Origin of the sequence: Streptomyces sp. NPDC090077, from assembly GCF_044747545.1 — a bacterium.
GTDB lineage: Bacteria > Actinomycetota > Actinomycetes > Streptomycetales > Streptomycetaceae > Streptomyces.
Genome location: NZ_JBIVEG010000016.1, coordinates 65,414 through 86,344, shown reverse-complemented (window position 1 = coordinate 86,344; position 20,931 = coordinate 65,414). Strand labels below are relative to the sequence as shown.

Annotated in this window: 18 protein-coding genes; 14 read left to right on the top strand and 4 right to left on the bottom strand. The window is 70.8% G+C overall.

What is annotated here, in order from left to right; translation table 11 throughout:
• Window positions 1–3: 3 nt before the first annotated feature.
• The 3 genes from secF (at window position 4) to ACIPW5_RS24795 (ending at window position 4,366) form a co-directional block, all read left to right on the top strand.
• Window positions 4–1,053, top strand: coding sequence for a protein translocase subunit SecF (gene secF, locus ACIPW5_RS24805; protein WP_401248841.1), 1,050 nt, complete (start codon window positions 4–6; stop codon window positions 1,051–1,053).
• Entirely contained in the window at window positions 1,050–1,607 is a 558-nt protein-coding gene (locus ACIPW5_RS24800) for an adenine phosphoribosyltransferase (RefSeq protein ID WP_401248838.1), read from the top strand. The genes secF and ACIPW5_RS24800 overlap by 4 nt, the downstream gene beginning before the upstream one ends.
• 332 nt (window positions 1,608–1,939) lie before the next feature.
• A complete protein-coding gene (locus ACIPW5_RS24795) occupies window positions 1,940–4,366 on the top strand; it encodes a RelA/SpoT family protein (protein ID WP_401248835.1) in 2,427 nt (808 codons plus the stop codon).
• Window positions 4,367–4,442: 76 nt separating this feature from the next.
• Here the strand turns inward: ACIPW5_RS24795 and ACIPW5_RS24790 are convergent, their stop codons facing one another.
• The 3 genes from ACIPW5_RS24790 to ACIPW5_RS24780 form a co-directional block, all read right to left on the bottom strand.
• A complete protein-coding gene (locus ACIPW5_RS24790) occupies window positions 4,443–5,693 on the bottom strand; it encodes a hypothetical protein (RefSeq protein WP_401248832.1) in 1,251 nt (416 codons plus the stop codon).
• Between the two features lie 254 nt (window positions 5,694–5,947).
• Entirely contained in the window at window positions 5,948–7,177 is a 1,230-nt protein-coding gene (locus ACIPW5_RS24785; RefSeq protein WP_401248829.1) for a DUF349 domain-containing protein, read from the bottom strand.
• 189 nt (window positions 7,178–7,366) lie between these two features.
• The gene (locus tag ACIPW5_RS24780; protein ID WP_401248826.1) at window positions 7,367–8,149 is read right to left on the bottom strand and encodes a peptidylprolyl isomerase; all 783 of its coding nucleotides are present in this window, start codon (window positions 8,147–8,149) and stop codon (window positions 7,367–7,369) included.
• Between the two features lie 152 nt (window positions 8,150–8,301).
• On the opposite strand from ACIPW5_RS24780, the gene ACIPW5_RS24775 reads away from it, so the two are divergent.
• From ACIPW5_RS24775 to ACIPW5_RS24755, 5 genes are all read left to right on the top strand, one after another.
• Window positions 8,302–9,012: an MBL fold metallo-hydrolase gene (locus ACIPW5_RS24775; protein ID WP_401248824.1), complete on the top strand. Its 711-nt coding sequence runs from the start codon at window positions 8,302–8,304 to the stop codon at window positions 9,010–9,012.
• 8 nt (window positions 9,013–9,020) lie between these two features.
• Window positions 9,021–10,280: a histidine--tRNA ligase gene (hisS, locus tag ACIPW5_RS24770; protein WP_401248821.1), complete on the top strand. Its 1,260-nt coding sequence runs from the start codon at window positions 9,021–9,023 to the stop codon at window positions 10,278–10,280.
• Window positions 10,281–10,442: 162 nt separating this feature from the next.
• The gene (locus tag ACIPW5_RS24765) at window positions 10,443–11,057 is read left to right on the top strand and encodes a vitamin K epoxide reductase family protein (protein WP_401248818.1); all 615 of its coding nucleotides are present in this window, start codon (window positions 10,443–10,445) and stop codon (window positions 11,055–11,057) included.
• A gap of 53 nt (window positions 11,058–11,110) precedes the next feature.
• Window positions 11,111–12,466 carry a replication-associated recombination protein A gene (locus ACIPW5_RS24760; protein WP_401248815.1) on the top strand — a complete coding sequence of 452 codons (1,356 nt, stop codon included), beginning with the start codon at window positions 11,111–11,113 and terminating at the stop codon, window positions 12,464–12,466.
• Between the two features lie 159 nt (window positions 12,467–12,625).
• Window positions 12,626–13,303, top strand: coding sequence for an HNH endonuclease family protein (locus tag ACIPW5_RS24755; RefSeq protein WP_401248812.1), 678 nt, complete (start codon window positions 12,626–12,628; stop codon window positions 13,301–13,303).
• 13 nt (window positions 13,304–13,316) lie between these two features.
• Here the strand turns inward: ACIPW5_RS24755 and ACIPW5_RS24750 are convergent, their stop codons facing one another.
• Entirely contained in the window at window positions 13,317–13,997 is a 681-nt protein-coding gene (locus tag ACIPW5_RS24750) for a DUF2470 domain-containing protein (RefSeq protein WP_401248809.1), read from the bottom strand.
• A 277-nt stretch (window positions 13,998–14,274) separates the two neighbouring features.
• Between ACIPW5_RS24750 and rpsD the strand changes: the two genes are divergently transcribed.
• The 6 genes from rpsD to mltG all read left to right on the top strand — a co-directional run bounded on the left by rpsD (window position 14,275) and on the right by mltG (window position 20,929).
• The gene (gene rpsD, locus ACIPW5_RS24745) at window positions 14,275–14,886 is read left to right on the top strand and encodes a 30S ribosomal protein S4 (RefSeq protein ID WP_385532979.1); all 612 of its coding nucleotides are present in this window, start codon (window positions 14,275–14,277) and stop codon (window positions 14,884–14,886) included.
• A 275-nt stretch (window positions 14,887–15,161) separates the two neighbouring features.
• Window positions 15,162–15,590, top strand: coding sequence for a DUF948 domain-containing protein (locus ACIPW5_RS24740; RefSeq protein WP_401248805.1), 429 nt, complete (start codon window positions 15,162–15,164; stop codon window positions 15,588–15,590).
• An 8-nt stretch (window positions 15,591–15,598) separates the two neighbouring features.
• Window positions 15,599–15,943: a DUF6167 family protein gene (locus ACIPW5_RS24735; protein WP_401248802.1), complete on the top strand. Its 345-nt coding sequence runs from the start codon at window positions 15,599–15,601 to the stop codon at window positions 15,941–15,943.
• Complete coding sequence (gene alaS, locus ACIPW5_RS24730) at window positions 15,943–18,612, top strand: alanine--tRNA ligase (RefSeq protein WP_401248799.1); 2,670 nt, start codon at window positions 15,943–15,945, stop codon at window positions 18,610–18,612. The genes ACIPW5_RS24735 and alaS overlap by 1 nt, the downstream gene beginning before the upstream one ends.
• A gap of 2 nt (window positions 18,613–18,614) precedes the next feature.
• The gene (ruvX, locus tag ACIPW5_RS24725) at window positions 18,615–19,085 is read left to right on the top strand and encodes a Holliday junction resolvase RuvX (protein WP_401248797.1); all 471 of its coding nucleotides are present in this window, start codon (window positions 18,615–18,617) and stop codon (window positions 19,083–19,085) included.
• Between the two features lie 128 nt (window positions 19,086–19,213).
• Window positions 19,214–20,929, top strand: a complete 1,716-nt coding sequence (mltG, locus tag ACIPW5_RS24720; protein ID WP_401248794.1) for an endolytic transglycosylase MltG — start codon at window positions 19,214–19,216, stop codon at window positions 20,927–20,929.
• Window positions 20,930–20,931 lie beyond the last annotated feature (2 nt).

The window sequence follows — 20,931 nt, the reverse complement described above, 5'->3', positions numbered from 1 at the left end:
GAGATGTCGAAGCTGGGAGATCTCGGCGCCAAGCTGTACCGCGGTGAGGTCGGCTACGACTTCGTCGGCAAGCGCTTTCTCTGGTACGGCGTTTCCATCCTGATCACCATCACGGCGATCGTGGCCCTGGCCGTCCAGGGCCTCAACATGGGCATCGAGTTCAAGGGCGGCGCCGTCTTCACCACCCCGAAGACGACCGTCTCCGTCGCCCACGCGACCGAGAGCGCGGAGAAGGCCTCGGGGCACGACGCGATCGTCCAGGAGCTCGGCACCGGCGGCCTGCGCATCCAGATCTCCGGTCTGGACACCGACTCCGCCGCCTCCGTGAAGAAGCAGCTCGGCACCGAGCTCAAGGTCGACGCCAACCAGATCAACGCCGACCTGGTCGGCCCGAGCTGGGGCGAGCAGATCGCGAACAAGGCCTGGACCGGCCTCGGCGTCTTCATGATCCTCGTGGTGATCTACCTCGCCATCGCCTTCGAGTGGCGGATGGCCGTCGCCGCGCTGATCGCGCTGATCCACGACCTCACCATCACCGTCGGCGTGTACGCGCTGGTCGGCTTCGAGGTCACCCCGGGCACCGTGATCGGTCTGCTCACCATCCTCGGTTACTCCCTCTACGACACCGTCGTCGTCTTCGACGGTCTGAAGGAGGGCTCGAAGGACATCACCAAGCAGACCCGCTACACCTACAGCGAGATCGCCAACCGCAGCATCAACGGCACGCTGGTCCGCTCGATCAACACCACCGTCGTCGCCCTGCTCCCGGTCGCCGGCCTGCTGTTCATCGGCGGCGGCTTCCTGGGCGCGGGCATGCTCAACGACATCTCGCTGTCGCTGTTCGTCGGCCTCGCGGCCGGTGCGTACTCCTCGATCTTCATCGCGACCCCGCTGGTCGTGGACCTGAAGGAGCGCGAGCCGGCGATGAAGGCGCTCACCAAGCGGGTGCTCGCCAAGCGCGCCGCCGCGGCCGCCAAGGGCGAGGACCCGGACGACGCGGACGAGGCCCCGCAGGTCGTGGCCCAGGGCGGCCAGGGGAGGCGGCGCCGGTGACCGGCACCTCCTCCACGCCCGAACTCCGCGAGCTGCTGCTCGGCCGGATCAAGGACGTCCCGGACTACCCGAAGCCCGGCGTGATGTTCAAGGACATCACCCCGCTGCTCGCCGACCCGAAGGCCTTCGCGGCGCTGACGGACGCGCTGGTGGAGCTGGCCGTCCGGTACGGCGCCACCAAGATCGTCGGCCTGGAGGCGCGCGGGTTCATCCTCGCCGCCCCGGTCGCCGTCCAGGCGGGCATCGGCTTCATCCCCGTCCGCAAGGCCGGCAAGCTGCCGGGCGCCACGCTCGCGCAGTCGTACGAGCTGGAGTACGGCACCGCCGAGATCGAGGTTCACGCGGAGGACCTGTCGGCCGGGGACAAGGTCATGGTCATCGACGACGTCCTCGCCACCGGCGGCACCGCCGAGGCCTCGCTGGAGCTGATCCGGCGGGCCGGTGCCGAGGTCGCCGGGGTGGCGGTGCTGATGGAGCTGTCCTTCCTCCCCGGTCGGGAGAAGCTGGCCCCCGCCCTCGCGGGCGCCCCGCTGGACGCGCTGATCGTGGTCTGACCCCTGCTCTGCCGATGCGGCGGGTGCCCGGGATTTCCCGGGTGCCCGCCGTTTTCGTGTGCGGCGCCGCTGCCGGGGGCTCCCCCGGCTACCGCCGGGGGGACCCCCAGCGCCTCGAACGCCGGCGGGGCCGGGGTGGCGCACACGCCGGCGGGGCCGGACCGCGTGCGGGCCGGATACAGGCGGGCCTGAGCGGGCCTCGGGTCGTGTCCCGGGGAGCGACCGGGGAGAACGGGGCGGCGGAACCCTCGCTACCATGGTTTATCCGGACCTGACCGGGGCCCCGGACACTCCCCCAGACTCCGTCCGGGGGGACCCCCAGAGGAGCGCTCTTGCCAGACGAGGTCCAGCCGCCACTCTCCGCCGCACAGCCCGACCCGAAGGCCGACCCGGCCGCGGCGGCCGCCGCCACGCCCCCGCCGGCCCCGCCGGTCAAGCCCGTTCCGGCCAGGCCGGGCGGGTCCTCCAACCGGGTGCGCGCCCGGCTGGCGCGCCTCGGCGTGCAGCGTTCCAACCCGTACAACCCGGTCCTGGAACCGCTGCTCCGCATAGTCCGCAGCAACGACCCGAAGATCGAGACGGCGACGCTGCGCCAGATCGAGCAGGCGTACCAGGTCGCGGAACGCTGGCACCGCGGTCAGAAGCGCAAGAGCGGCGACCCGTACATCACCCACCCGCTCGCGGTGACCACCATCCTCGCCGAGCTGGGCATGGACCCCGCCACCCTGATGGCGGGTCTCCTCCACGACACCGTGGAGGACACCGAGTACGGCCTGGAGCAGCTCCGGCGCGACTTCGGCGACGCGGTCGCGCTCCTCGTCGACGGCGTCACCAAGCTCGACCGGGTCAAGTTCGGCGAGGCCGCCCAGGCCGAGACCGTGCGCAAGATGGTCGTCGCCATGGCCAAGGACCCCCGGGTCCTGGTCATCAAGCTCGCCGACCGCCTGCACAACATGCGCACCATGCGGTACCTCAAGCGGGAGAAGCAGGAGAAGAAGGCCCGCGAGACCCTCGAGATCTACGCGCCGCTGGCCCACCGCCTCGGCATGAACACGATCAAGTGGGAGCTGGAGGACCTCGCCTTCGCGATCCTCTACCCCAAGATGTACGACGAGATCGTGCGGCTCGTCGCCGAGCGGGCGCCCAAGCGCGACGAGTACCTCGCCGTCGTCACGGACGAGGTGATGGTCGACCTGCGCGCGGCCCGGATCAAGGCCACCGTCACCGGCAGACCCAAGCACTACTACAGCGTCTACCAGAAGATGATCGTCCGCGGCCGTGACTTCGCGGAGATCTACGACCTGGTGGGCATCCGCGTCCTCGTGGACACCGTCCGGGACTGCTACGCGGCCCTCGGCACGGTGCACGCGCGCTGGAACCCGGTCCCCGGCCGGTTCAAGGACTACATCGCGATGCCCAAGTTCAACATGTACCAGTCGCTCCACACGACGGTCATCGGGCCCAGCGGCAAGCCGGTCGAACTCCAGATCCGCACCTTCGACATGCACCGCCGCGCCGAGTACGGCATCGCCGCGCACTGGAAGTACAAGCAGCAGACCGTCGCCGGCGCCTCCAAGGTGCGCACCGACGTCCCGCAGGCCGCCAAGGGCAGCGCCGGCCAGGACACCGTCAACGACATGGCCTGGCTGCGCCAGCTGCTCGACTGGCAGAAGGAGACCGAGGACCCGGGCGAGTTCCTCGACTCGCTGCGCTTCGACCTCTCCCGCAACGAGGTCTTCGTCTTCACCCCCAAGGGTGACGTCATCGCGCTGCCCGCCGGCGCGACCTCCGTGGACTTCGCGTACGCGGTCCACACCGAGGTCGGCCACCGCACCATAGGGGCGCGGGTCAACGGGCGGCTCGTCCCGCTCGAATCGACCCTGGACAACGGCGACCTGGTGGAGGTGTTCACCTCCAAGGCCGAGGGTGCGGGGCCGTCCCGCGACTGGCTCGGCTTCGTCAAGTCCCCGCGGGCCCGCAACAAGATCCGCGCCTGGTTCTCCAAGGAGCGCCGCGACGAGGCCATCGAGCACGGCAAGGACGCCATCGCGCGGGCCATGCGCAAGCAGAACCTGCCGATCCAGCGCATCCTGACGGGCGACTCCCTCGTCACCCTCGCGCACGAGATGCGCTACCCCGACATCTCCTCCCTGTACGCGGCGATCGGCGAGGGCCACGTGGCCGCGCAGGGCGTCGTACAGAAGCTGGTGCAGGCCCTCGGCGGCGAGGAGGCCGCCAACGAGGACATCGAGGAGAGCGTCCCGCCGTCGCGCGCCCGCACCAAGCGGCGCGGCAACGCCGACCCGGGCGTGGTCGTCAAGGGCGTCGAGGACGTGTGGGTGAAGCTGGCCCGCTGCTGCACCCCGGTGCCGGGCGACCCGATCATCGGCTTCGTCACGCGCGGCAGTGGCGTATCGGTTCACCGCGCCGACTGCGTCAACGTCGACTCCCTCTCCCAGCAGCCCGAGCGGATGCTGGAGGTGGAGTGGGCGCCGACCCAGTCCTCCGTCTTCCTGGTCGCCATCCAGGTCGAGGCGCTGGACCGGTCCCGGCTGCTGTCGGACGTCACCCGGGTCCTGTCGGACCAGCACGTGAACATCCTCTCCGCGGCCGTGCAGACCTCCCGCGACCGGGTGGCCACCTCCCGGTTCACGTTCGAGATGGGCGACCCCAAGCACCTGGGCCACGTCCTGAAGGCCGTACGGGGCGTCGAGGGCGTCTACGACGTCTACCGCGTCACCTCGGCCCGCCGCCCGTAGGGCGGGGCACCGCACACGGCAGTGGGCGCCACCCCCGAGGGGGCGGCGCCCACTGCCGTACGGGCGGACGGCCGGATCAGGGGCAGCCCCACCAGACGAAGTTGAGGTTGCCGCCGAAGAGCGCGGAGACGGCCGTGGCCGACCCGAGGATCCACACCACGGTGCTCCTGCGGGCCCGGGCGAGGGCCAGCGCGAACGGGAACAGCAGCGGGAACGCCGGCATGATGAAGCGCATCTTCGAGAAGTAGAAGCCCGCACCGCCCAGCGCCATCAGCATGATCATGGCGGCGAAGATCCAGACGACCATGGGGGGCCGGCGCCTGCGCGTCATCAGGACGAACAGCACCACGGCCGTGACCACCGTCAGCGAGACCACCACGTGGTTGAGGGTGGTGTGCACCTCGGTGAAGGTCTTCTTCAGCTCGGTGAGGGTGTCGAAGCCGCCGTCGTAGACCGAACCCCACCGGCGCTGGAGCTCGAAGTAGCCGTCCCAGCGGCCGAAGTGCCAGCCGACGTAGCCCACGTACCCGAACCAGCCCAGCGGGGCGATCAGCGAGGCCGCCACGATCCGGCCAACGGCCGGACGCTGCGAACGCCGCTTCCGGCGCCACTGCACGTACTCCCAGACGCCCGCCAGCACCACGGCCGCGACGATCGCCGAACCGGAGGGGCGGGTCGCCCCGGCGAAGAAGGCCAGCACGCCGGCCGTCAGCCAGGACTTCGTCATCACCGCGTACATCGCCCACACCGAAAGGGCGAGGAACAGCGGCTCGGTGTACGCCATCGACTGGACCAGGGCCGCCGGCACGATCGCGAACAGGGCACAGGTGAACAGCGCGACCCGGCGTCCGTAGATCTTGTCGGTGACGGCGAAGATGCCCCACGCGGCGATCACCGAGGCCAACAGCGCCAGCCCCATCGCCACCCAGCTCACGGGCAGGTGCGTGACGTACGAGGTCCACCGGATCAGTGTCGGGTAGACCGGGAAGAACGCCATCTGGCAGCTCGGCCCCGCGAAGGCACAGGGCGAAGGGGTCGCCAGCGGGGTCGTCAGCCCGTTCTCGGCGATGTGCAGGTAGTAGACGGCGTCCCAGCGGCCGCCCAGGATCTCCAGCGGCTTGACGCCCTTGCGCTCGGCCCAGACCGCCATCACGGCGAGTCCGGTGGCGCGCAGCGCGATGTGGACCAGCAGCGCCTTCCGGGCACGCTTCAGGCTGGCGAGCACCCGCCGTCCGGCGCCGCGGAGTCCCGATTCCTTCTTGCTGGTGACCGGCCGGGCGACGAGAAGCGAGTCTGGGACATCAGCGCGTATCTGGGTATGCGTCACATTCGATCCTGGTCGTGGCCCGGCAGAAGGCCGCCGGGGCGGCACCGTACAACGGTACACAGGAGACAGGTGCTGCCAGCGCGCACCCTGTGTCCGAACCGCGTAACGAATGGAACGTACAAACAGGACGAGTGTGAACCTCGTACGAACGCCACCCGCGGGGCGCCCGCCCCCGGAACGGCCGATGGGCACCACCGGAAGAGACCGGCGGTGCCCATCGGCTGCGGCCCTCCGAGAGGAAGGCCGCGGCGGCCTCAGCCGCCGAACTCCTCCAGGCCCTTCAGCGCCTGGTCGAGCAGGGCCTGCCGGCCCTCCAGCTCGCGGGCCAGCTTGTCGGCCTTCGCGTTGTTGCCGGCCGCGCGCGCCGCGTCGATCTGCTCACGCAGCTTGTCGACGGCCGCCTGCAGCTGCCCCGTCAGACCGGCCGCACGGGCCCGCGCCTCCGGGTTCGTACGGCGCCACTCGCCCTCCTCGGCCTCCTGGATCGCCCGCTCCACGGCGTGCATCCGGCCCTCGACCTTGGGACGGGCGTCGCGCGGCACGTGGCCGATGCCCTCCCAGCGCTCGTTGACGGAGCGGAACGCGGCCCGGGCCGCCTTCAGGTCCGTCACCGGGACGAGCTTCTCCGCCTCGACGACCAGCTCCTCCTTCAGCTTCAGGTTCTCGACCTGCTCGGCGTCGCGCTCCGCGAAGACCTCGCCGCGCGCCGCGAAGAACACGTCCTGGGCACCGCGGAAACGGTTCCACAGGTCGTCCTCGGACTCGCGCTGCGCCCGGCCCGCCGCCTTCCAGCTGTCCATCAGCTCGCGGTAGCGGGCGGCCGTCGGACCCCAGTCCGTCGACTTCGACAGCGACTCGGCCTCCGCGACCAGCTTCTCCTTGGCCTTGCGGGCGTCCTCGCGCTGCGAGTCCAGCGCGGCGAAGTGGGCCTTGCGGCGCTTGGAGAAGGCGGAGCGGGCGTGCGAGAAGCGGTGCCACAGCTCGTCGTCCGACTTGCGGTCGAGCCGGGGCAGGCCCTTCCAGATGTCCACCAGCGCGCGCAGCCGCTCACCGGCGCTGCGCCACTGGTCGCTCTGCGCCAGCTGCTCGGCCTCGGTGACCAGGGCGTCCTTGGCCGCACGGGCCTCGTCCGCCTGCTTGGCCTTCTGGACCTTGCGCTCCTCGCGCCGCGAGTCGACCGTCGCCACCAGCTTGTCGAGCCGGACGCGCAGCGCCTCCAGGTCGCCCACGGCGTGGTGCTCGTCCACCTGGGTACGCAGGTGCTCGATCGCCGTCTGGGCGTCCTTGGCGGACAGATCGGTGGTCCGCACCCGCCGTTCGAGGAGGCCGATCTCGACCACCAAGCCCTCGTACTTGCGCTCGAAGTAGGCCAGGGCCTCCTCGGGGGTGCCCGCCTGCCACGAGCCGACGACCTGCTCGCCCTCGGAAGTACGCACGTACACGGTGCCGGTCTCGTCGACTCGGCCCCACGGGTCGCTGCTCACAGCGCCTCCTCCACCTGATGCCCGCCGGGGGTGGACCCCCGGGCATCGTCCACAGTTTCCTGGGGCGGGCAGCGCCCGCCCTGCACAACGCCAACATAGGCGACCGCCGGGCCGGCTGTCCGCATCCCGCACGACGGAATATCGACGTACGGGCGGCGGGCCGGCCGGGCCCGCGGCCGCACCGCCCCGTCAGTTCTTGGTGACGGTGCCCTTCTCGATGGTCACCGGGGTCTTGGGGGCCCCGTCCTGGGCGCCGTCGGCGGTCCCGTTCTTGGCCACTTCCTCCAGCACCTTCAGGCCGGCCGCGTCGATCTTCCCGAAGGGGGTGTAGGACGGGGCGAGCGGGCTGTCCTTGTAGACCAGGAAGAACTGGCTGCCGCCGGTGCCGGGGCGGCCGGTGTTGGCCATCGCCACGGTGCCGGCCGGGTAGACCACCTGCCCCTGCTCGTTCGGCTTGCCCAGGGAGTCCAGGTTCTCGTCCGGGATGGTGTAGCCGGGGCCGCCCATACCGGTGCCCTCGGGGTCGCCGCACTGGAGGACGAAGATCCCGGAGGTGACCAGGCGGTGGCACTTGGTCTTGTCGAAGAAGCCCTTGTCGGCGAGCGACTTGAAGGAGTTGACCGTCTGCGGGGTCTTCGCGGCGTCCATCTCGAACTTCACGTCGCCCGCGCTCGTCTTCAGGTCGAAGGTGTACTTCGCCTTGTCGTCGATCGCCATGGCGGGGGAGGGCGACTTCTTCGGCGTCGGCGCCGAGGGGGAGGCCGAGGGGTCGGCCGCCGAGTCCTTCGTGTCGTCGGAGTCGAAGACACCGCCCACGACGAGGCCCACCAGCGTGGCGATCACCACGGCCGAGGCCGCGCCGATGACCGCCAGGCGCTGCCGCGATTTGCGCCGGGCCTCCGCGCGGCGCTTCTGCTGGCGCTCGTACTTCTCCCTGGCGAGCTGTCGCCGACGCTGATCGCTCGTGACCACCGGGTCGTCTCCTTGTACGTCTCTGGTACCGCTGTCCGGGCTGGGTTAGGCCGTACCGTATATGGGTTCGCTGTGTAATGAGGGGCGCCGGTAGGCTCTGAGCAGCAGATTCCGATCCGCTGCCTCCCTCCGGACGACGATTGAGGACGAACGTGCTGATTGCCGGATTCCCCGCCGGGGCCTGGGGCACCAACTGCTACCTGGTCGCCCCCGCCGCCGGTGAGGAGTGCGTCATCATCGACCCGGGCCACCAGGCCGCCCGGGGCGTCGAGGAGACGTTGAAGAAGCACCGTCTCAAGCCCGTCGCCGTCGTCCTCACCCACGGCCACATCGATCATGTGGCCTCGGTGGTCCCGGTGTGCGGAGCCCACGACGTACCCGCCTGGATCCACCCCGAGGACCGCTACATGATGAGCGACCCGGAGAAGGCGCTCGGCCGCTCCATCGGCATGCCGCTCATGGGCGAGCTGACCGTGGGCGAGCCGGACGACGTGCGGGAGCTGACCGACGGCGCCGCCCTGAAGCTGGCCGGAATGGAGTTCTCGGTGGCGCACGCGCCCGGGCATACCAAGGGGTCGGTGACCTTCCGGATGCCCGAGCTGGCCGACGTCCCGCCGGTCTTCTTCTCGGGCGACCTGCTGTTCGCCGGCTCCATCGGACGCACCGACCTGCCCGGCGGCTCCCACGCCGACATCCTCCAGTCGCTGGCCCGCGTGTGCCTGCCGCTGGACGACTCGACCGTGGTGCTGTCCGGCCACGGTCCCCAGACCACCATCGGCCGCGAGCGCGCGACCAACCCGTACCTGCGGGAAGTCGCCGCCGGCCTGGGGGACGGCACCGCCGCCCCACGACGAGGAATGTGACGAGTTTCGTGAGCACCTTCAAGGCCCCCAAGGGCACGTACGACCTGATCCCGCCGGTCTCGGTGAAGTACCTGGCGGTCCGCGAGGCCATCTCCGCGCCCCTGCGGAACTCCGGCTACGGCTACATCGAGACCCCCGGCTTCGAGGACGTCGGTCTCTTCGCCCGCGGCGTCGGCGAGTCCACCGACATCGTCACCAAGGAGATGTACGCCTTCGAGACCAAGGGCGGCGACCAGCTGGCCCTGCGCCCCGAGGGCACGGCCTCCGTGCTGCGCGCGGCCCTGGAGGCCAGCCTGCACAAGCAGGGCAACCTGCCGGTCAAGCTCTGGTACTCCGGCTCGTACTACCGCTACGAGCGCCCGCAGAAGGGCCGCTACCGCCACTTCTCGCAGGTCGGTGCCGAGGCCATCGGCGCCGAGGACCCGGCGCTGGACGCCGAGCTGATCATCCTCGCGGACCAGGCGTACCGCTCGCTGGGCCTGCGCAACTTCCGCATCCTGCTGAACTCGCTCGGCGACAAGGAGTGCCGCCCGGTGTACCGGGAGGCGCTCCAGGGCTTCCTGCGCGGCCTCGACCTCGACGAGGAGACCGTCCGCCGGGCCGAGATCAACCCGCTGCGCGTCCTCGACGACAAGCGGGCCGACGTGCAGAAGCAGCTGGTGGGCGCGCCGGTGCTGCGCGACTACCTGTGCGACGCGTGCAAGGCGTACCACGAGGAGGTCCGGGCGCTGATCACGGCCGCCGGGGTCGCCTTCGAGGACGACGAGAAGCTCGTGCGCGGCCTCGACTACTACACCCGCACCACCTTCGAGTTCGTCCACGACGGCCTCGGCTCGCAGTCCGCGGTCGGCGGCGGCGGCCGCTACGACGGCCTGTCCGAGATGATCGGCGGACCGGCGCTGCCGTCGGTCGGCTGGGCGCTCGGCGTGGACCGGACCGTCCTCGCCCTGGAGGCGGAGGGCGTGGAGCTGGACATCCCGGCCGCCACGTCGGTGTTCGCGGTCGCGCTGGGCGAGGCCAAGCCGGCCGTGTTCGCACTGGTGACCGAGCTGCGCCGGGCCGGGGTCGCGGCCGACCTGTCCTACGGTGGAAAGGGCCTCAAGGGCGCCATGAAGGACGCCAACCGCAGCGGTGCGCGCTTCGCCGTCGTCGCGGGCGACCGCGACCTCGCCGAGGGCGTCGTCCAGCTCAAGGACATGGAGTCCGGCGAGCAGGCCGCCGTGGCGTTGGCCGACGTGGTGGCCGAGGTCCGGGCCCGGCTGGCCTGACGCACGCGCCGTCCGCCGGGGGCGGGGCGGGGGAGTCCTCCCCGCCCCGCCCCCGGCGTTTTCGGGCCGTCCTTATCTCCCGCGAACGGATGGCGTCCGCCCCCGTACGGCACAATGGCCCGTGCTTGATGACCTTGCGGAAGCGGAGCGGGCGGGATCGGGATGACGACAACAGGCGCAGGCGCGGACACCGCTCCGCGGACCTTCGGCGGGAGCCGGGCGCTGGCCCTGCTGCTGGTCATCACCGGAGCGGCGGGGCTGCTGGCCGCCTGGGTGATCACCATCGACAAGTTCAAGCTCCTCGAAGACCCGAACTTCGTCCCGGGCTGCTCCCTGAACCCGGTCGTGTCCTGCGGCAACATCATGAAGAGCGAGCAGGCGGCCGTCTTCGGCTTCCCCAACCCGATGCTCGGCCTGGTCGCCTACGGCATCGTGATCTGCGTCGGCATGAGCCTGCTGGCCGGGGCCCGGTTCCGCCCCTGGTACTGGCTGACCCTGAACGCCGGCACCCTCTTCGGCGTCGTGTTCTGCGCCTGGCTGACGTACCAGTCGCTGTACAACATCAACTCGCTCTGCCTGTGGTGCTGCCTGGCCTGGGTCGCCACCATCCTGATGTTCTGGTACGTCACCTCGCACAACGTGCGCCAGGGCCTGCTGCCCGCCCCCGCCTGGCTGCGCGGCTTCCTCGACGAGTTCACCTGGGTGCTGCCCGCGCTGCACATCGGGATCATCGGCATGCTGATCCTGACCCGCTGGTGGGACTTCTGGACCTCCTGAGCCGGACCGTCCGAGCGGCCCTCGCTGTCGGTGGGCTCGCTTAGGCTTCCGGTGTGGAACCAGACCTCTTCACCGCAGCAGCCGAGGACCGTCGGGAGAAGGACCCCGCGAGCTCCCCGCTCGCCGTCCGCATGCGCCCGCGCAACCTGGACGAGGTCGTCGGCCAGCAGCACCTGCTGAAGCCGGGCTCGCCGCTGCGCCGGCTGGTGGGGGAGGGCGCCGGGGGACCGGCCGGAGCCTCGTCCGTGATCCTCTGGGGACCGCCCGGCATCGGCAAGACCACCCTCGCGTACGTGGTCAGCCAGGCCACGCAGAAGCGGTTCGTCGAGCTGTCCGCGATCACGGCGGGCGTCAAGGAGGTCCGGGCCGTCATCGAGGGCGCCAAGCGCGCCGCCGGCGGCTACGGCAAGGAGACCGTCCTCTTCCTCGACGAGATCCACCGCTTCAGCAAGGCGCAGCAGGACTCGCTGCTGCCCGCCGTGGAGAACCGCTGGGTCACCCTGATCGCGGCCACCACGGAGAACCCGTACTTCTCGATCATCTCCCCGCTGCTGTCCCGCTCGCTGCTGCTCACCCTGGAACCCCTCACCGACGAGGACCTGAGCGCCCTGCTGCGGCGCGCCCTGACGGAGGAGCGGGGTCTGGGCGGGGCGGTGACCCTGCCCGCCGACGCCGAGGCGCACCTGCTGCGCATCGCCGGCGGCGACGCCCGCCGGGCGCTGACCGCCCTGGAGGCGGGGGCCGGCTCGGCCATCGCCAAGGGCGAGGAGGAGATCACCCTCCAGACCCTGGAGGAGTCCGTCGACCGGGCGGCCGTCCGCTACGACAAGGACGGCGACCAGCACTACGACGTGGCGAGCGCCCTGATCAAGTCGATCCGGGGCTCGGACGTGGACGCCGCCCTGCACTACCTGGCCCGGATGATCGAGGCGGGCGAGGACCCCCGGTTCATCGCGCGGCGCCTGATGATCTCCGCGAGCGAGGACATCGGCCTGGCGGACCCGACGGCCCTGCCGCTGGCGGTGGCGGCCGCCCAGGCGGTGGCGATGATCGGCTTCCCGGAGGCCGCGCTGACCCTCTCGCACGCGACGATCGCGCTGGCGCTGGCCCCGAAGTCGAACACCGCCACGACCGCGATCGGCGCGGCGCTGGCCGACGTACGGGCCGGGCTGGCCGGGGCCGTGCCGGCGCACCTGCGGGACGGGCACTACAAGGGCGCGGCGAAGCTGGGGCACGCGGTCGGGTACGTGTACCCGCACGACGTGCCGGGCGCCATCGCCGCGCAGCAGTACGCGCCGGACGAGGTGCACGGCAAGCGCTACTACGAGCCGACGCGGTACGGGGCCGAGGCCCGCTACGCGGACGTGGTCGACAAGGTCCGCGAGCGGCTGCGGGGTCACGGGGCGTGACCTGAGCCCGGCCGGGCGGGTGCCGGTGCCTGCGGCGCTGCTCCCCTACCCGCCCTTCCTCCGTTCCCGGGCTCCGCCCGAGACCCCGCGCCTCACACGCTGGCGAGGCTGATTCGGCCAGCGGTGGCCCGAGCGGGGTGGACGGCCTAGGGTCCGGGCATGGGATGCCGTGCGCTCGTCGTCGTCGCCGCGCTGCTCGCCGCCGGGTGCCAGAACGCGGGGGCCGCGTACCGCCCCGTGCCCCTCGTAGGGGCGGGCTTCCCCCCGGACGCCGCGACGGCACGGGCGCAGCTCGCCGGGCTGACCGTCGAGTGGGGCCGGAACTGGCAGACGTACGAGCGGGAGGAGTTCGGCCGGTACTGGTCGGACGAGACCGACGGCGTCGGCGGGCGCAACGGCTGCGACACCCGGGACGACGTGCTGCGCAGGGACCTCTCCGAGCTGCGCGAGGGGGACCGCAACCCCTGCGTGGTGGTCTCCGGCGTGCTGCACGACCCGTACACCGGCAAGGAGCTCCCGTACTCCTACCGGCGGGCCTCGCAGATCCAGACCGACCACGTCGTCGCGCTGGGCGCGGCCTGGCGGGCGGGGGCGTACGCCTGGACGCCCGGGCGCAGGCTGGAGTACGCCAACGACCTCGACGTGCTGCTCGCCGTGGACAAGCAGACCAACCAGGACAAGGGGAGCCGGACGGCCGACAAGTGGCGGCCGCCGCGGCAGGCCTACTGGTGCGAGTACGGGCGCCGCTACACCGGCATCAAGGCCAAGTACCGGCTGTCCGTCACGCCTCCCGAGAAGCTCGCCCTCCAGGAGCTGCTCGGGTCCTGCCCGCCGTGAGGAACGTGAGGCATCAGTGCGCGGCGGCGGCGAACAGGGCGCGCATGGCCCGCCGCAGGCCGCAGACGTCCGCCACCGGCTCCGGGAAGTCGAACCGGGCGTCGAAGGAGGGCCGGCCGGGGCCGCCGGTGAAGCGCACGCGCAGCCCGAGGCGGTCGAGGGCCAGCGGGACGGCGGTCATTCCGGCCGTCTCCCGGGAGCCCAGCAGCCCGCACAGGTCGGCGACGCGCTCGGCGTGGGCGGCGGCGAGGTGCTGGAGCAGCTCCGTCTCGTGGCCGGTCAGCGGGTCGGGCTCGGCGTCCGCCAGCTCGTCCGGGTCCACCTGCGCGGCGCCCCACAGGTCCTCCAGCGCGATCTCGCCGACCTCCAGGCGCAGCATCATCCAGGCGGGGCGGCCGGTGTACGGCGGGTCCTGGGACTCGGCCAGGCCCAGCAGCTCGCCCACCGGGTGCCGCTCCGCGAGCAGCGCCGCGCAGACCGCGCGGTCGTCCCCGCGGACGGGGGTCAGCCACCCGGCCAGGCGGGCGCGGGCTCGGATACGATGGGGCACGGACACCGGCGCCACGTCCGTGATCTCGATCACGGCGGTGAGGTCGTCGTCCTGGGCGTGAGCGGCAGCCCTGGCAGCCGCGGATTCCCCTGATACCAGGAGGATCACGTCCCCGTCCGGGGTGACGGTCCGCGCGGCCGGCACCCCTGTCCACCACTCGGCCTGGTCAGGAGCATCCGGCAGCGTGAGGGATACTGAGGCGTTGGACTCTACGAGGGTTCGTACGCGTTCGGCTCCGGTGAGCTGCCGAACGCCTTCCCTGGGACGCGGCTGACCCTGCTTATCGTCGTCGAAAGCGGATTTCGTTTCGTTGAAATCCGAACTGCGGCGCGCACTGGGCAGGGGGATCCCATGTGGTCGAGACATTACGTCCTCCTCGCTAAGGTAAGCCTCACCTAACTTACATGGAGGTAGGTTCCCCGTGAACCAGAAGCGACCCAAGGTCAAGAAGTCTCGCGCTCTCGGCATCGCCCTGACGCCGAAGGCCGTCAAGTACTTCGAGGCCCGCCCCTACCCGCCGGGCGAGCACGGCCGTGGCCGCAAGCAGAACTCGGACTACAAGGTCCGTCTGCTCGAGAAGCAGCGTCTGCGCGCCCAGTACGACATCTCCGAGCGCCAGATGGCCCGCGCGTACGACCGCGCGAAGAAGGCCGAGGGCAAGACGGGCGAGGCGCTGGTCGTCGAGCTCGAGCGTCGTCTGGACGCCCTGGTCCTGCGTGCCGGCGTCGCCCGCACCATCTACCAGGCCCGCCAGATGGTCGTCCACGGCCACATCGAGGTCAACGGTGGCAAGGTCGACAAGCCGTCGTTCCGTGTGCGTCCCGACGACGTCATCACGGTCCGCGAGCGCAGCCGCGACAAGCACCCCTTCCAGGTTGCCCGCGAGGGTGGCTACGCCGGTGAGGGCGAGACCCCGCGCTACCTGCAGGTCAACCTGAAGGCCCTGGCCTTCCGCCTCGACCGCGACCCGAACCGCAAGGAAATCCCGGTCATCTGCGACGAGCAGCTCGTCGTCGAGTACTACGCCCGCTGATCCAGCGGCCGTAGCCCTCACAGGCTGGTCCAGGCCCGCCGTCCCCTCCGGGGGGCGGCGGGCCTTTGCGTTGCCGGGCGGGTCGCCGCCGCCCGGGACACGGGGAGTACTGTTTCGGATGCACCGCGTACGAGGAGGGTCCGCGGGGGCGGGCACCGGACCCGGAATTCCGGTACTGCGGCGGATCTCCGGCGCGATAGGGTCGGAGGGAGACTTTTCTCCGTAGTCGATCCGTAGTGAAACCCGTAGACAAGCAGATCAGGGAGCGGTGCAACGTGTCCGGTGGAGAGGTGGCCGGCATCCTCGTGGCCGTCTTCTGGGCCATCCTGGTGTCCTTCCTCGCCGTGGTGCTGGTGCGGCTCGCGCAGGTGCTCCGCGCGACCACCAAGCTCGTGGCCGACGTGACGGAGCAGGCCGTCCCGCTGCTGGCGGACGCCTCGACCACCGTCCGCTCCGCGCGCACCCAGCTCGACCGGGTCGACGCCATCGCGAGCGACGTCCAGGAGGTCACCTCCAACGCCTCCGCACTGTCCTCCACCGTGGCCACCACCTTCGGCGGACCCCTGGTCAAGGTCGCGGCCTTCGGCTACGGCGTCCGCAAGGCGCTGGGCCGCACCGAGGACGCCCCGCAGAAGACCACCCGGCGCAACGTGATCGTCGGCCGTACGGTGCCGCCGGCCCGGCGCCGGAAGCAGAAGGGCTGAGACCGCCGATGTTCCGCCGAGCCTTCTGGTTCACCGCCGGCGCCGCCGCCGGCGTGTGGGCCACCACCAAGGTCAACCGCCAGCTGAAGAAGCTGACCCCGGAGAGCCTCGCCGCGCAGGCCGCCGACAAGGCCGTCGAGGCCGGGCACCGCCTCAAGGACTTCGCCCTCGACGTCAAGGCGGGAATGACCCAGCGCGAGGACGAGCTGAACGACGCACTGGGGTTGCACCAGGACCCCGACCGGCCCGACAACGTCACCGCCCTCCCCGGGCCGCGGCGGCTGCGGGCCATCGAGCACCACCAGACCACCCACCGTTCGAGTTTTTCGTACAACCGGAATGAGGACCACTGATGGAGTCGGCTGAAATCCGCCGCCGCTGGCTGAGCTTCTTCGAGGAGCGCGGTCACACCGTTGTCCCTTCGGCGTCGCTCATCGCGGACGACCCGACTCTGCTGCTGGTCAACGCGGGCATGGTCCCGTTCAAGCCGTACTTCCTCGGCGAGACCAAGCCCCCGGCCCCCCGCGCCACCAGCGTGCAGAAGTGCGTCCGTACGCCGGACATCGAAGAGGTCGGCAAGACCACCCGCCACGGCACGTTCTTCCAGATGTGCGGCAACTTCTCCTTCGGGGACTACTTCAAGGAAGGCGCCATCAAGTACGCCTGGGAGCTGCTCACCAGCTCCGTGGCGGACGGCGGCTACGGCCTGGAGCCCGAGAAGCTCTGGATCACGGTCTACCTCGACGACGACGAGGCCGAGACGATCTGGCGCGACGTGATCGGCGTCCCCGCCGAGCGCATCCAGCGCCTGGGCAAGAAGGACAACTTCTGGTCCATGGGCGTCCCCGGCCCCTGCGGCCCCTGCTCCGAGATCAACTACGACCGCGGCCCCGAGTTCGGCGTCGAGGGCGGCCCGGCCGTCAACGACGAGCGCTACGTGGAGATCTGGAACCTCGTCTTTATGCAGTACGAGCGCGGCGCCGGCGACGGGAAGGAAGACTTCCCGATCCTCGGCGACCTGCCGTCGAAGAACATCGACACCGGTCTCGGCCTCGAACGCCTCGCGATGATCCTGCAGGGCGTGCAGAACATGTACGAGACCGACACCCTGCGCGTGGTCATGGACAAGGCCACCCAGCTGACCGGCGTGCAGTACGGCGCCGCCCAGGGCACCGACGTCTCGATGCGCGTGGTCGCCGACCACATGCGCACCTCCGTCATGCTCATCGGCGACGGCGTCACCCCCGGCAACGAGGGCCGCGGCTACGTGCTGCGCCGCATCATGCGCCGCGCCATCCGCAACATGCGCCTCATGGGCGCCACCGGTCCGGTCGTGCAGGACCTGATCGACGTCGTGATCGACACGATGGGGCAGCAGTACCCCGAGCTGGTCACCGACCGCAAGCGCATCGAGACCGTCGCCCTCGCCGAAGAGGCCGCCTTCCTGAAGGCCGTCAAGGGCGGCACGAACATCCTCGACACCGCCGTGACCGAGACCAAGGCCGCCGGCGGCACGGTCCTCTCCGGCGACAAGGCGTTCCTGCTCCACGACACCTGGGGCTTCCCGATCGACCTGACCCTGGAGATGGCCGCCGAGCAGGGCCTCTCCGTGGACGAGCCCGGCTTCCGCCGCCTGATGCAGGAGCAGCGCGACCGGGCCAAGGCCGACGCCAAGGCCAAGAAGACCGGCCACGCCGACATGTCGGCCTACCGGGAGATCGCCGACGGCTCCGGCGCCACCGAGTTCACCGGCTACGCCACCACCCAGGGCGAGTCCACCATCGTCGGCCTCCTGGTCAACGGCGTCTCCGCGCCCGCCGCCTCCGAGGGCGACGAGGTCGAGGTCGTCCTCGACCGCACCCCCTTCTACGCCGAGGGCGGCGGCCAGCTCGCCGACCAGGGCCGGATCAAGCTCGACACCGGTGCCGTCATCGAGGTCCGCGACGTCCAGCAGCCGGTTCCCGGTGTCTCCGTGCACAAGGGCTCCGTCCAGGTCGGCGAGGTCACGGTGGGCGCCTCCGCGTACGCCGCCATCGACGTCAAGCGCCGCCGGGCCATCGCCCGCGCCCACTCGGCCACGCACCTGACCCACCAGGCGCTGCGCGACGCCCTCGGCCCGACGGCCGCCCAGGCCGGCTCCGAGAACAGCCCCGGCCGCTTCCGCTTCGACTTCGGCTCGCCGAACGCCGTCCCCGGCTCGGTCCTCACCGACGTCGAGCAGAAGATCAACGACGTGCTCTCGCGCGAGCTCGAAGTGACCGCCGAGGTCATGAGCATCGACGAGGCGAAGAAGCAGGGCGCCATCGCCGAGTTCGGCGAGAAGTACGGCGAGCGGGTCCGCGTCGTCACCATCGGCGACTTCTCCAAGGAGCTGTGCGGCGGCACGCACGTCGGCAACACCGCCCAGCTGGGTCTGGTGAAGCTGCTCGGCGAGTCCTCCATCGGCTCCGGGGTGCGCCGTGTCGAGGCCCTGGTCGGCGTCGACGCGTACAACTTCCTCGCCAAGGAGCACACGGTCGTCGCCCAGCTCCAGGAGCTCGTCAAGGGCCGTCCGGAGGAGCTGCCGGAGAAGATCGCCTCCATGCTCGGCAAGCTGAAGGACGCCGAGAAGGAGATCGAGAAGTTCCGCGCGGAGAAGGTCCTCCAGGCCGCCGCCGGTCTTGCCTCGAACGCCCAGGACATCCGCGGCGTCGCCCTCGTCGTCGGCCAGGTGCCGGACGGCACGGGCGCCGACGACCTGCGCAAGCTGGTCCTCGACGTCCGCGGCCGCATCCAGGGCGACCGCCCGGCCGTCGTCGCCCTGTTCACCGTGGCGAACGACCGCCCGCTGACCGTCATCGCCACCAACGAGGCGGCCCGCGAGCGCGGCCTCAAGGCCGGTGACCTGGTCCGCACGGCCGCCAAGACCCTCGGTGGCGGCGGTGGCGGCAAGCCGGACGTGGCCCAGGGCGGCGGCCAGAACCCGGGCGCCGTGCCCGAGGCCATCGCCGCCGTCGAGCGCCTCGTGGCAGAGACGGCCTGACGATGACCCTGCGCCGCGGCCGCCGACTGGCCATCGATGTCGGAGACGCCCGGATCGGGGTCGCGTCCTGCGACCCCGACGGGGTGCTCGCCACGCCGGTGGAGACCGTCCCGGGCCGGGACATCCCCTTCGCCCACCGGCGGCTGCGGCAGCTCGTCGAGGAGTACGAGCCCCTCGAAGTCGTGGTCGGCCTCCCCCGCTCGCTCAGCGGGCGGGAGGGGCCGGCCGCGGCCAAGGTGCGCGCATTCGCGAACGAACTGGCCAAGGGGATCAAGCCGGTGACGGTCCGTCTGGTGGACGAGCGGATGACCACGGTCACCGCCGCCCAGGGACTGCGGGCCTCCGGCAAGAACGCGAAGAAGGGGCGTGCGGTCATCGACCAGGCGGCCGCCGTGATCATCCTTCAGAACGCTCTTGAGACCGAACGGGTATCAGGTAATCCGCCCGGCGAGTGCGTCGAAGTGGTTGTCTGATCGCGATACGGTAACGTTCCGCGCGATGAGACGGCATTCGAACAGCCGTCGCTCACCACCAAAGAGGCGGAACCGGGTGTCGCGGCCGAAAGAAGCCGCGGCCTTCGTCTCGCGGCTCTAGGGGACCGATGACTGACTATGGCCGGGGCCACGGCTCCGAACCGTGGAACCCCCAGGACCCCCTCTACGGGGACCAGGGGTGGACCGCGCACCAGACGCAGCAGGCGCAGGTGCCCTACGGCGGGGACCTCCAGCAGCAGTACCCGCAGGAGCCGCAGTACCAGCAGCAGTACGCGGGCCAGTATCCGCAGCAGTACGACGAGCAGGCGTACGCGCAGCAGCTCCAGTACCAGCAGATGGCCCAGCAGCAGATGGCCCCTCAGGCCATGGCCCCGCAGCCGGTGTACGAGGGCGGCGGCAACGGCCAGGGCTGGGACACCGGCCAGGGCCAGTACGCGGCCGCGGCCGTACAGGTCGACCCGTACGCCGGAGCGGACCCGTACGCCCAGCAGACCGCCGGGGCCTACCCCGGCGAGGCGCCGGACCTGTACGCCACGGCCGAGGCCTACCCGCCGCCGCAGCCGCCCGGTCTGCGCCACCTGGAACCGGAACCGGTCGAGGAGCCGCTCGCGGAGGAGGAGCCCGACGAGGCGCTCGTCGCGGCGGGCGGCACGGGCTCCGGCGACGCCGACGAGCCGGCCGGCCGCGGGCGCCGCGCCGGGGGCCGCACCAAGGGCGGCAAGGGCGGCAAACAGAAGAAACGGAGCGGCACGGCCTGCCTGATCGCCGCCGTGGTGATCATCGGTGTGGTCGGCGGTGGCGGCTACTACGGCTACAACTACCTCCACGACCGCTTCGCCCCGGCCGAGGACTTCGCCGGCGAGGGCGGCGAGGAAGTCGTCGACGTCGAGATCCCCAAGGACGCCGGCCTCGGCCAGATGGGCCGGATCCTCAAGCAGGCCGGCGTGGTCGCCAGCGCCCAGGCCTTCGTCGACGCGGCCAACGCCAACCCCAAGGGCAAGTCGATCCAGCCCGGCGTCTACCCGCTGAAGAAGCGGATGTCGGCCGCGGCCGCCGTCGCGGTGATGATCGACCCCACCAAGCTGAACGTCCTCACCATCACCGAGGGCATGCGCAACACCAAGGTGTACGAGGCGATCGACAAGAAGCTCGGCAAGCCCGACGGCACCACCAAGGACGTCGCCCAGCGCGAGGCCAAGAACCTCGGCCTGCCGGCCTGGGCCGGCAACAACCCGAAGCTCATCGACCCGCTGGAGGGCTTCCTCCTGCCGGCCCGCTACGACCTGAAGAAGGACAGCACCCCCGAGTCGCTGCTCCGCCAGATGGTCAAGAACGCGGCCGACAAGTACACGGAGATGGGCGTCGAGGCCAAGTCCAAGGAGCTGAACCTGGAGAACCCGCTCCAGGTGATCACCGTGGCCAGCCTCGTGAACGCCGAGGGCAAGAACCACGACGACTTCCGCAAGATGGCCGAAGTGGTCTACAACCGCCTCAAGAAGACCAACGACGTCACGAACCAGCGGCTCCAGTTCGACTCGACGTACAACTACGTCAAGAACCAAAGCGAGATCAACTTCAACCTGAAGGAAGCCCAGGCCTTCGACAACCCGTACAACACGCACTTCGTCAAGGGACTGCCGCCCGGCCCGATCGGGAACCCCGGCTCCGACGCGGTGGCGGCTACGCTCAACCCCGACCACGGCGGCTGGATGTTCTTCGTGTCGGTCGACGGCAACAAGACGACCTTCACCAAGACGTACGACGAGCACATGAAGCTCGCCGACGAGTTCCAGGCACGGCAGAAGCAGAAGAACGGCGGGTAGGC